The following is a 12601-nucleotide window of genomic DNA, read 5'->3' on the forward strand; positions in this document are numbered from 1 at the left end:
TGAAACCTAACGGGTTTTAAAAACCCGTTAAGTTTGAGATTTAAGCCAATGTCCAAATTTTATTTAAAATATTCCACTCCATTTTTAAAGATATTGTGATAATTCGCAGTCGGAATATTTTTCATCAAACCCTCTGCAAAACGTTCAGGATGTCCCATTCTACCGTAGATTTTTCCACAAGGGCTTGTAATTCCTTCAATTCCGAATAATGAATTATTAGGATTGAACGGCATTCCGTGGGCAATGTTTCCTTCTACGTCTAAATATTGTGTGGCAATCTGGCCGTTTTCGTACAGTTTCTGAATTTCTTCCTTCGAAGCCATGAAACGACCTTCTCCGTGAGAAATAGGGATGGTAAAGACCTGATCTTTCATCCCTTTCAGCCAAGGAGATTCGTCATTAAGAACCTTTACATTCACCATTTGAGAAATATGTCTTCTAATCGCATTGTGGGCCAGAGTCGGAGAATTTTCATCCAAATCTTTAATTCTTCCATACGGCAGTAATCCGGATTTTATTAACGCCTGAAAACCGTTACAAATCCCGATGATCATTCCGTCTCTTTCAAGCAATTCATGAACGGCGTTTTTCATCTTTTCGTTTTTCAGTACGTTAACGATAAATTTTGCAGAACCATCCGGCTCATCACCTGCAGAGAAACCTCCGGAAAAAGCCAAAATTTGAGATTCATTAATTTTTTCAACCCACGCATCAATGCTTTCATCCAATAACTGATGATTGATATTGATCAAAGGTAAACTGCTCACATTTGCACCTTCTTTCCTAAACGCATTTATGATATCATACTCACAATTGGTGCCCGGAAAAACAGGGGCAAAAACATTGGGTTGAGCGATACCATGTTTTTTAATACTAATTTTTCTTGGTTTAATTGACTTTAATTTTTCATCCAAATCAACTGTGATTTTTTCTTTTTCTACAGTAGGAAAAAGAGCATTAAAGGTTTTTGTATTGGCTTCAATCAATTTTTCGATACTAAAATCTAAATTATTGATTTTCAAAGTATTTGAATTTTTAACTTCACCAATTAATTGAATGCCATTAAAATTCAATTCATCTGTTGATTCTATAATTAAACTGCCAATATTTTTTGATAATAAGACTTTTTCATCCACTGTAATTACGGCACCCAATCTGTTTCCAAAACTCATTTTAGCTAAGGCTACCGCAATCCCGCCTTCCTTGATGGTTTTGACAGAAACAATTTTTCCGGCTTTGATATGCTCAAAAATATATTCATACATTTTCTTTAATGTATCATAATCCGGAAGTCCGTTTTCCTGAGCAAGATGATTGAAGAAATAGATTTTATTTCCTTCGTTTTTAAATTCCGGTGAGATTACATTCTTCTTTTCTCCGTTTGCACATGCAAAAGAAATCAATGTTGGAGGAACATTCAGATCCTGATACGTTCCACTCATTGAATCTTTTCCTCCGATGGCGGCTAAACCAAGATTGATCTGAGCATCGTACGCTCCCAATAAAGACGCTAAAGGTTTGCCCCATTTCTCAGGGTTCTGACCCAATTTTTCAAAATATTCCTGAAAACTTAATCTGATATTTTTGTAATCGCCTCCCATTGCAACGATTTTTGCGACACTTTCAACGACTGCATAAGAAGCTCCCAGCAATGAATTTTGCTTAGAAATTTCCGCATCAAAACCCCAGCTCGCCAGTGAAACCGTTTCAATATTTGTTGCACCTAAAATGGGCAGAGTCTGAGCGCTTCCTTCCATCAAAGTCTGCTGATACTTTCCGCCTAAAGGCATTGCAACCGTAGTTGCACCGATAGAAGAATCAAACATTTCAAGCAGCCCTTTTTGAGAAGCGACATTTTTATCGCTCAAAATTTTCAGGAAATTTTCTTCATTAAACAATTTTGATTCTTCTTTTAACTCGTTAAGGTGCGTAATCTTAACTTCCTGGCTTTTAGAACAGCCGTTCGTATCCAAAAATTCCCTTGAAAGATCAACAATCTTGTCGCCTTTCCAAAACATCTGCATTCTTCCCGAATCTGTTACTTTTGCCACCTCAACAGCGACAATATTTTCAGCTTCACAGAAGCTGATAAATTGCTCTTTATCTTTCGGCTCAACCACAACGGCCATTCTTTCCTGAGATTCAGAAATAGCAAGCTCGGTTCCGTTTAAGCCTTCATATTTTAATGGTAAAACATCTAGATTAACTTCCAGAGAATCGGCGATTTCACCAATAGCTACAGAAACACCTCCCGCTCCGAAGTCATTTGATTTTTTGATCAGTCTCGTCACTTCAGGATTTCTGAACAGCCTCTGGATTTTGCGCTCTTCGACGGCATTTCCTTTCTGCACTTCCGAGCTCATGGTGTGGATCGAAGTTTCATCCTGTTCTTTTGAACTTCCGCTTGCTCCTCCCACTCCGTCACGACCCGTTGCACCACCCAGAATGATGATAGAATCGCCATTTGATGGTTTTTCACGTCTTACCCAATCCACGGGAACCGCACCGGTAACGAAACCGACTTCCATTCTTTTTGCTTTATAACCTTCATCGTAGATTTCAGAAACCATCGTAGTTGCCAAACCGATTTGGTTACCGTAAGAAGAATATCCGTTCGCGGCCTGTTTTGTAATGGTTTTTTGAGGTAATTTTCCCGGCAACGTTTGATCAACCGGTTCCAAAACATCTGCAGCTCCTGTCAATCTCATGGCCTGGAAAACGTAAGAACGTCCGGACAATGGATCTCTGATTGCTCCGCCTAGACAAGTTGAGGCGCCTCCAAAAGGCTCAATTTCTGTCGGGTGATTGTGTGTTTCGTTTTTAAATAACAAATACCACGGTTCTTTTTTACCATCATATTCGGCTTCAATCTGGATGGTACACGCATTGATTTCATCAGAAACCACCAGATTCTCCAGATTGCCTGTTTTATGGAAGTATCTTCCGCAAACGGTTGCCAAATCCATTAAGGAAATTGGTTTTAATTCGCGGCCTAAGAATTTTCTTTTTTCGATATAATCATTGAAAATAGTTTCCAATATATGTTTAAACGACCCTTCAAACTCAATATCTGACAATTCTGTTTCAAATGTTGTGTGGCGGCAGTGGTCACTCCAATACGTGTCTAAAACTTTAAGTTCCGTTTCTGTAGGATTTCTCTGTTCAGTTTTAAAATATTCCTGAATGAATTTTAAATCATCCAAACCTAATGCAAAACCGTAATTGTTAAAAAATTCTTCAAGCTGAGCATCATTAAAACTGATAAAATTTTCATGAACAATAACCCTTGACGGCGTTTCTTCTGCAGGAATATCTAAAATTGACAGATTTTTTTCCTGAGATTCAACCTTGTTGATCAAAAGATCTTTGATTTTAATTAAATCAGGTTCGGAAACATCCTCAAATTCGATTAGTTTTCCGCTTCTTACTTTAGATTGCTCATTTCCAGTGAGTAATGCGATACATTGCTGTGCAGAATCGGCGCGCTGATCATATTGTCCCGGTAAAAATTCCATCGCAAAATGGATTGATTCCGCAGGATTTTCTTCATGCAAAATATCCGTAACCGGATCTACGAAAGTGCTGTTGACTACGTTTTCGAACTCACCATCGTTCAAGTTGAAAATATCGTACACATTGTACACTTTCACATTTTTGACCGACGGAACCACCGCTTTTACTTCATCAAAAATATTTGGACTTTCTACATCGAAAATTCCTCTTTTTTCTACGAAAATTCTTTTGTTTTGAGACATTAGATGTCAGATATTAAATATTATTAGACTTATTTACTTAATTTGTTTGGATTATCCGGATATTCTTTCTGATAATTTTCAGCTTCATGTATTTCTTTTCTCAGCCATTTTTCAAAAGAAACTTTTTTATTATCATAGTCCATAGCTTCCACGGTCTTACCATCTTCTGACACTAAGAACTTAAAACGATGAAATAATCCTGCTTCCACCTTCCTATAATCATATGTGTTAATCTGATAATATGAGAAATTCCCTTTTGGTCTTTCTACAATTTCAAAAAATAATTTCTTTTGATTTTCAGATAGCTTATTGTAAACATTCACATAATAAATGTCGGAAAGCTTTTTATTTTGTTTTTCGAAAAAGAGAAGAATATTCTTCTCTTTTTCATTGTATTTGAATGGATACGGATAATACTGACCGTTAATTTCTACTGTATTTTCGGATTTTGATATTGGTTTAACAACCTCACCTTTGAAATTCATTACACTCCAAGTTCCGCCAACGATTGCTTTGTGCTCATCTTCTGTTTTCTCCCAATCACAACCGTCACAAAAAGCGGCATAACCATAATTAAACAGGGAGACAAAATCATGTTCAGGTTTAATTACAATTGTTCCGTTTCTATCCACAAAACCGACTTTTCCGTGTTTTACAAATCTTCTTACTCCTTCTGAAAAATAATCTGCACCATTGTCATATGCAAAAGGTCTGTAAAGAAAGTTTCCATTTCTGTCGTAAACATATCCCCAAACATTTTTTTCTTCTGCCTCATTTTCCTTAGTTCCATCAAAATAAATAGTTTGCTCTTTTATGATTTCACCATCCATCAAATCGGAGAATACATTAAACTGCGCAGGAATGATGATTTTACCGTCTTGATTTTCAACCCCAATCAACGAATCTTTTGATATGAAATACTTTAAAACCTCTTTTCCCTGAGAAAAAGAAAGTATTGGCATTAATAAAATAGCTAAAAACATTTTTTTCATAGATTGTTCTGGCTTGGTTAAAAATAAAATATGCAGCCGGAGAAGACTGCATATCAATTATACTTTAAGATCAGCCTCCAAACCTATCAGATCTTTATTTTCATCCAAAATCGGTTGAACTTCATTGGCAATAAATTCTTCCGTCTGGATCGGGGCAAAACCGATAAAATTTTTAGGATCCAAGACTTCTTTTAATTTTGATTTATCCAATTTTAAAGAATGATCATTTAAAATTCTTTCGATTAGATCATTTTCTTTCCCCTCTTCTTTTACTTTTTTAGAGGCTTCCATTGAATGAACCCTGATTACCTCGTGGATTTCCTGACGGTCACCCCCTGCTTTTACTTCTTCCATGATGATGTATTCTGTCGCCATAAAAGGAAGTTCTTCCATAATATGTTTATTGATTCTGTTTGGATATACCACGATTCCGTTCATGATATTGTTCCAAATCAAAAGAATGGCATCAACTGCTAAAAAAGCCTGAGGAATCGTCAATCTTTTATTTGCAGAATCATCCAACGTTCTTTCAAACCATTGCGTTGAAGCGACCATTGCAGAACTCGTCGTCAAAGACATTACATATTTTGCCAATGCTCCGATTCTTTCGCTGCGCATTGGGTTTCGTTTGTAGGCCATTGCCGATGAACCGATCTGGTTTTTTTCGAATGGCTCTTCAATTTCCTTAAGGTTTTGAAGCAGACGCAAATCATTGGTGAATTTATGGGCAGACTGAGCGATATTTCCTAATAAAGCGACCACTTTTGCATCAATTTTCCTGTCGTACGTTTGTCCGGAAACTCCGAATACTTTTTCGAATCCGAATCTTTTTGACAATTCTTTATCTAAATGCTTTACTTTAGAATAATCACCATTAAAAAGCTCAAGGAAACTCGCAGCAGTTCCTGTTGTTCCTTTTACACCTCTGAAACGCAGGGTTTCCAGGAAGAAATCAAGCTCTTCGATATCAAGAACTAAACTTTGCAACCAAAGCGTCGCTCTTTTTCCAACGGTCGTTAACTGAGCCGGCTGGAAATGGGTAAAGCCTAATGTTGGTAAATCTTTGTACTGAATCGCAAAATCTGAAATATTTTTCATTACGTTGACCAGCTTTTTCTTTAAAATTAAAAGCCCGTCACGGATCTGAATTAAATCGGTATTATCTCCTACAAACGCTGAAGTTGCTCCTAAGTGAATAATTCCTTTTGCTGAAGGCGCTACATCTCCATAAGTATGAACGTGAGCCATTACATCATGACGGAATTTTTTCTCGTATTCTGCGGCTTTATCGTAATCGATGTGTTCAGCGTTGGCTTTTAATTCAGCGATTTGCTCGTCTGTAATGTCAAGGCCCAAATCTTTTTCGATCTCAGCCAAAGCGATCCAAAGCTGTCTCCAAGTACGGAATTTGTTATTATGTGAGAAGTTAAATAACATTTCTTCACTGGAGTAACGCTCTTCCAATGGATTTTTGTAGGAATTCATTTTTACTTTTTAGATATACAAAAATATTGATAATCCTAAGAATAGGCAAATTTCCAGTTCATGATTTATTAACAATACAAAAGCCACTCTTTCGAATGGCTTTTACATTTATTTTGTCCAATTTATTTTTGAATGTTTTACCTCTTCAGAATTGGTTCCGATCATAATGTCAAATTCTCCGGATTCCCAATCATATTTTAAATCTCCGTTGTAAAATTTGAGATTTTCAGGGGTAATATCGAAGGTGATTTTTTTGGATTCTCCTTTTTTGAGCATTACCTTCTGAAACCCTTTCAATTCTTTAACGGGTCTTGTAATACTTCCTACCCAATCTCTGATGTACAACTGAACAACTTCTGCTCCGTCATAATTTCCAGAATTTGTCACAGTTACAGAAGCCTGAATGGTTTGATTGCCTTTTGGATTCGGATTAGAAACCGTAATATCCGAATAATTGAATTTTGTATAGCTCAATCCGTAGCCAAACGGGTATAACGGCGTATTGCATTCATCCATATAATTGGAACGGAATCTCTGATATTCACACTTATCAACCAATTTTTGATCTAATGGCCGACCGGTATTTTTAGCATTATAATAAATAGGCACCTGTCCTAAACTTCTCGGGAACGTCATCGGCAGTTTACCGGAAGGATTTACTTTTCCGAAAAGAACATCGGAAATTGCATTTCCGGCTTCAGAACCTGCAAACCAAACATTAAGAATAGCATCTGGAATCTCTTTCATATTCGTCAAGGCTAAAGGGCGGCCTGTGAAAAGAACGACTGCAATTGGTTTTCCTGTCTTTTTTAATTCATTTAACAAATCAATTTGCGACTGCGGAATGGTAATTTGTGTTCTTGAGGAAGATTCTCCGCTCATTTCCGCAGATTCTCCGATGGCCAGAACAATTACATCTGCTTTATTTGCTGTCTCAACCGCTTCTTTTAACAGCATTTCTTTTGAACGGTTATCCCTGTCGGTTTTTTTACCGTGTGCCGCGTAAATGTCTTCTAGTTTTGCATCATAATCAATATTGGCACCTTTAGCAGAAATGAATTTTACATCTTTCCCGTAATTTGCCTGCAAACCCTGCATTAAATTGACTCCTTTATCATGCTGAGCAGCGACGCTCCAAGTTCCTGCCATATTTAAAGAATTGTTTACCAATGGCCCGATTACGGCAACCGTTCCGGATTTTTTCAAAGGCAGCACCTGGTTTTCGTTTTTCATCAACACCATTGACTGGGCTGCAGCATTTCTTGCTATCGTGCGGTTTTCCAAATTGTAAACCTCTTTTGCCGCTAATTTTGCATCACCATATTTGTAAGGGTCATCAAATAAACCTAAATCGTATTTGGCTTCCAAAATCCTTTCAGCTGCCCTATCAATCTCAGCCTGTGAGATTTTTCCTTCTGATAACGATTTTTTTAATGTTGTTAAAAAACCTTCACCCACCATATCCATATCAACTCCGGCTTTCAACGCTAAAGCAGAAACCTGCTGAAGATCTCCCATTCCGTGGTCGACCATCTCGTTGATTCCTGTATAATCAGTCACAACAAAACCTTTAAAATTCCATTTATTTCTTAAAACCTCTGTCTGAAGCCATCTGTTCCCGGTTGCCGGAACTCCGTCTACTTCATTAAAAGAAGCCATTACTGAAGCTACTCCTGCATCAACAGCTGCTTTGTAAGGCGGAAAATATTCATTGAACATTCTGATATGGCTCATATCAACCGTGTTGTAATCTCTCCCCGCTTCTCCTGCTCCGTATAAGGCAAAGTGTTTTACACAAGCAAGTATTGTATTTCCCTGCGATAAATCTTTTCCCTGATAACCATACACCATATTTTTAGCGATTTCACTGCCTAAATATGGGTCTTCTCCGGAACCTTCAGAGACTCTTCCCCATCTTGGTTCGCGAGAGATATCAACCATTGGAGAAAAAGTCCAGTTGATCCCATCAGAAGCTGCTTCTTTTGCTGCTACTCTTGCGGATTGCTGAACCAGATTCATATCCCATGAAGCCGCCAAACCTAATGGAATCGGGAATGTGGTTTCATACCCGTGAATGACATCCATCCCGAAAATCAACGGGATTTTCAGTCGGCTTTTTTCAACTGCTACTTTTTGAACGGCTCTGATTTTGTCAGCGCCTTTTATATTGAATAATCCACCGACTAAGCCTTGCTCAATCTTTTTCCCGATATCAGAATTCTGTGCCAAACCTGTGGTAAAATCTCCTGAACTCGGTAAATTCAACTGTCCGATTTTTTCATCTAAAGTCATTTTGGACAAAAGATTATCTACAAAAGCTTTTTTCTTTGCCTTATATTGTACCGTCTGATATGACTGAACGGGTTTTGTTATCATTTCCTGTGCCGAAAAGAAAGGCGCAATGGCTAAAGTTGCAATTACAATTAACTTTTTACTCATTATATCTTCATTTTTTATGGTTTTAGAATTCCGATTTATACATCTGTCTTCTTAATTTATTTTTTATTAAAATTGCGAGGTAATCATATTTTTAATGCATTATTTTTCTTTTCTTTTTGACAGCATCCATTCATATAATTTTGGGTTTGAATAGGCTGAATCCCAGGAATTGTGATTGTCATTCGGGAAAATAGTCAGTTCTGCAGTAGGATTTACGGGATGAAGAGCCTGATAGAAGTTCAGGGCATTTTCCGGCAACACGACATCATCCATTCCGCCATGAAAAATTTTCATGTTGAGATTTTTGTACTGATCGATATTTGCGTACATGACCCTATCTGTCGGCGCGCATACTGAAACTACGGCAGCAAACATTTCAGGATGCTCCATTGCCAGCTTTAAAGTTCCCCAACCTCCCATTGATAAACCGGTAAGGTAAATTCTGGAAGCATCAATTTTATATTTTGACTGAATTTCTTTAATTAAATTGTACACGGTTTCTGTGTCCCACCACTTATTTTCGGGGCATTGTGGAGCCAAAATCGCTACAGATTCTTTGATGAGATTTTTGTATGTGAACGGACTGTGTGCTTTTACAATTTCCAGATTCGTGCCCCTCTCACCTGAACCATGTAAAAATATAATCAAAGGAATATTTCCTTTCGCGTTTTGCGGATAATCGAGAATATAAGATATTTTTTCCTGCCTTTTAACTTCTTTATTGAATTCTGCCCTGATTTCCTGAGCATGTAAACTTATTGAAAGTGGCAAAAGTAGTATGGGAAGGTATTTTAGTTTTAATTTCATGTAATATTTTAATTTTGACTACAGTCTTTTGAATTTATTTTTATTAAAAAGGCTACCGTTTTTTTTTATTGGTTTTATTTCTATTTTAGATCTTTGACAGGTTTTACGCTGTGATTGTTTAGCCCCGATTGCAGCATTTGTTTGAGCTCATTTTGTTTTGTTTCGGGGCGGCGGCTTTGCCGCCACCCCGAAACAAAACAAAATAGCGAGTGCGGAAAGCGGGATTAAGCTCCTAAAAATTATTTAATATCATATTTTTCAGACGTAAAATTTAATTTCTTTAATCCTTGCCGGATTTCAGGGGCATTCATAAATAATTTCCACAAAAATCCTGTCCTGTAATTTTCGATCATGGGAGCAATAGTTCCCTGATCGATTGCTAAATATCTTGGGGTCGTCCAATTGTTATAATTAATCGAAGTTGCATCGTAAGGCCCTGCAGAGCCTATGAATTCCGGCTTTTGCATGTATATAAATCTCAGGAAATCCATAGATTCTTTTGGGGTGTATGGAAAACTGCTCAATGCAGCAGTCGGAGTGATCACACCACGATCATTTTGTGGAAAATGAGCATCATATCCTACACTTCCGTCTTGGTTTCTTGAATAACTGGCGGTTAATCCCCAATAATTTGATCCGTACCCTTTCCATTGTTTTGGATTTTCAACGCAGTATTTGTAATCGATCAAAACCTGATTTTTATTTAAATCAAAGTAATTTTTGATAAATTTATCTGATAAATTCGTAGGATCTAAACCGATGTATGAATAATGAGCCCAGAACAGCGGGCCGCCATATTCTTCTGCGCCGTTATGCTTTACGTACAGGGGAAGTCCGTATTTTTCCTTATTTGAAAGGTAAGTGCCATTTCTTGTCCACCCTTTATAATAAGTCTCTGCATCAATTGAATACGTGGGTGATGAAGCGGCTAGAATGTAGGTGATTAAACATTCATTATAGCCTTGCAGCGGAAAATTCATTTCCCACTGATATTCGGGTGACCAATGCCAGTAAAGTACTTTTTCACCCCCTTTTGTATACCAATTCCATTGGATTCCTTTCCAAAGTTCATCGCATTTTTTTGCCAGCATTTTCTCTTCAGTATTTCCGTTTTTGAAATATTCGCGGACCATCAAAATCCCTGAAGTTAAGAATGCGGTTTCAACCAGGTCTCCGCCGTTGTCTTTTTTCCCAAAAGGAACGGTTTTTCCTGTTTGTCCGTTGATCCAGTGCGACCAAGCTCCATGAAAGCGGTCAGATTTTTTGAGAAAATCCATGATGGTATTTAATCTTTTTACTGCTTCTTTTTTTGGCACAAAACCTCTTTCCACACCTACTAAAATCGTTGCTAACCCAAAGCCTGAACCACCAGTTGTAACAACGTGTTTATCATTATCGGGATAGATATTATCTTCGTGATAACGTTCACGTCCCAACATTGAATTGGGTTCTGCGTAATCCCAGAAATATTTTAAAGCATCCTTCTGGACCTGGTCCATAAGCTGCTCATCGGTAATATTCCTTTGTAATGACTGAGATTTTAAGATTTTGTGATTTGCATTCTGAGTATTTGTGCAGGAAAATGTAAATATTGAGACCAAAGTGGTTGATAGTAATATCCTCTTCATTATATGAATTTAAATAAATATTAAAAGAAGAGGAGAACTTTCATTCTCCTCTACACTTTATAATAATTAGTAACCAGGATTTTGTACAAAAAGACCATTACTTTGATTCATTGCATCTAAAGGAATTGGAAACAATTCGTTTTTTCCTGCTTTAAAACCGTAGGATGCTAAAACCGTTGCAGCCTGACCTGTTCTGACCAAATCAACAAAACGATCTCCTTCCAAAGCAAGCTCAACTCTTCTTTCCTGCCATATTGCAGTACGCAATGCTCCTTGAGCAGATGCAGTAGTTCCCGCTAAACCAGCTCTCGTTCTTACTTTGTTGAGATTTGTAATTGCTGTTCCTGTATTTCCTAGTTCATTGGCTGCTTCTGCATTAATCAATAATATTTCTGCAAATCTTAATATTCGGATATTTTGAATTGACCCGTATCCACATGCATTATTATTCAATGCAGATGGTACATATACTTTTTGATTAAAGGTGGTAACAGATTGTGGATCTCCCATTGCAATTACATCTCCTTCCGGAGTAGTTTCCCCATTTCTAAGGATTGTAAGTTCTTTTCTGATATCTCCTGGTTCGAAAGCCGCTTCAAGTGAATTTGAAGGTGTAAAAAATCCCCATCCATATTGATTTCTAACACCTTGAACTTCAGCATATTGACTTCCACCAAACTGAGCCGAGCACTGACAGTTTACTTCAAAAACCGATTCAGGTCCAAACTCTCCTGCCGGTCTGAATAAGTGATTAAAGTTTGGATCTAAAGCATATCCCATAGAGATTACCTGATTGGAAGTATCATACGCTTTTTGCCAGTCTTTTTTATAAAGATATACTTTTGATAATAATCCTAAAGCAGCACCTTTAGTTACTCTTCCTAAATCTCCTGCTGAATACGTCTGAGGAAGGACTGCCGCCGCACTTGTAAGATCAGAAATAATGAAGTTATACACCTCATCAACTGAGTTTCTAGGAATATTATAATTTTGCTGAACACCATCAAAAATTGGTACACCTCCGTAAATTCTTACCAAATTAAAGTAAAAATAAGCTCTCAGCATTCTTGCTTCAGCAACCAATCTATTTTTCAAAGTTGCATCCATATTAATATTGGGAACATTGGTAATCACTTGATTTGCTCTGTTAACAGCCTGCCATTGTCCGATCCAATATCCACGAATTCCATCATCACTTACTGTATATGTAAAATTATCATATACATTGATAAAGGAAGCATCACCAGGATTCGATCCTTTCAAAACATCATCTGCAGGAACTCCAAACACGAACTGATAGGGAAATGCAGAATTTTCCCAACTTCTTAGAAAACTGTAGATAGCACTTGTTGCTTGTAATGCATCATCCTGCGTTTGGAAAAATGCTGTTGCTTCTACTTCACCTTCTTCTTTTATATCTAAATATTCATCTTTGCAACTAGCTAAAAGAGAAACCAATGCGATGGATAAAAATATTTTTTTCATAATTGTTTAT

At 37.3% G+C, this 12601-nt stretch carries 7 protein-coding genes; all 7 read right to left on the reverse strand.

The genetic code is table 11. The features are described from left to right. Nucleotides 1-59: 59 nt before the first annotated feature. Nucleotides 60-3755, reverse strand: coding sequence for a phosphoribosylformylglycinamidine synthase (locus N0B16_RS06080; protein ID WP_262989837.1), 3696 nt, complete (start codon nucleotides 3753-3755; stop codon nucleotides 60-62). 29 nt (nucleotides 3756-3784) lie between these two features. Beyond that, complete coding sequence (locus tag N0B16_RS06085; protein WP_262989838.1) at nucleotides 3785-4738, reverse strand: WG repeat-containing protein; 954 nt, start codon at nucleotides 4736-4738, stop codon at nucleotides 3785-3787. Between the two features lie 66 nt (nucleotides 4739-4804). Next, nucleotides 4805-6232 carry an adenylosuccinate lyase gene (gene purB / locus N0B16_RS06090; protein WP_262989839.1) on the reverse strand — a complete coding sequence of 476 codons (1428 nt, stop codon included), beginning with the start codon at nucleotides 6230-6232 and terminating at the stop codon, nucleotides 4805-4807. A 108-nt stretch (nucleotides 6233-6340) separates the two neighbouring features. Next, nucleotides 6341-8671, reverse strand: a complete 2331-nt coding sequence (gene bglX / locus N0B16_RS06095) for a beta-glucosidase BglX (protein ID WP_262989840.1) — start codon at nucleotides 8669-8671, stop codon at nucleotides 6341-6343. A gap of 99 nt (nucleotides 8672-8770) precedes the next feature. Then, a complete protein-coding gene (locus tag N0B16_RS06100) occupies nucleotides 8771-9478 on the reverse strand; it encodes a carboxylesterase family protein (RefSeq protein WP_262989841.1) in 708 nt (235 codons plus the stop codon). A gap of 239 nt (nucleotides 9479-9717) precedes the next feature. Beyond that, entirely contained in the window at nucleotides 9718-11106 is a 1389-nt protein-coding gene (locus tag N0B16_RS06105; RefSeq protein WP_262989842.1) for a glucoamylase family protein, read from the reverse strand. 66 nt (nucleotides 11107-11172) lie between these two features. Next, a complete protein-coding gene (locus N0B16_RS06110; RefSeq protein WP_262989843.1) occupies nucleotides 11173-12591 on the reverse strand; it encodes a RagB/SusD family nutrient uptake outer membrane protein in 1419 nt (472 codons plus the stop codon). Nucleotides 12592-12601 lie beyond the last annotated feature (10 nt).

The sequence above is a fragment of the Chryseobacterium gilvum genome (assembly GCF_025628965.1).
Taxonomy (GTDB): Bacteria; Bacteroidota; Bacteroidia; order Flavobacteriales; family Weeksellaceae; genus Chryseobacterium; species Chryseobacterium gilvum.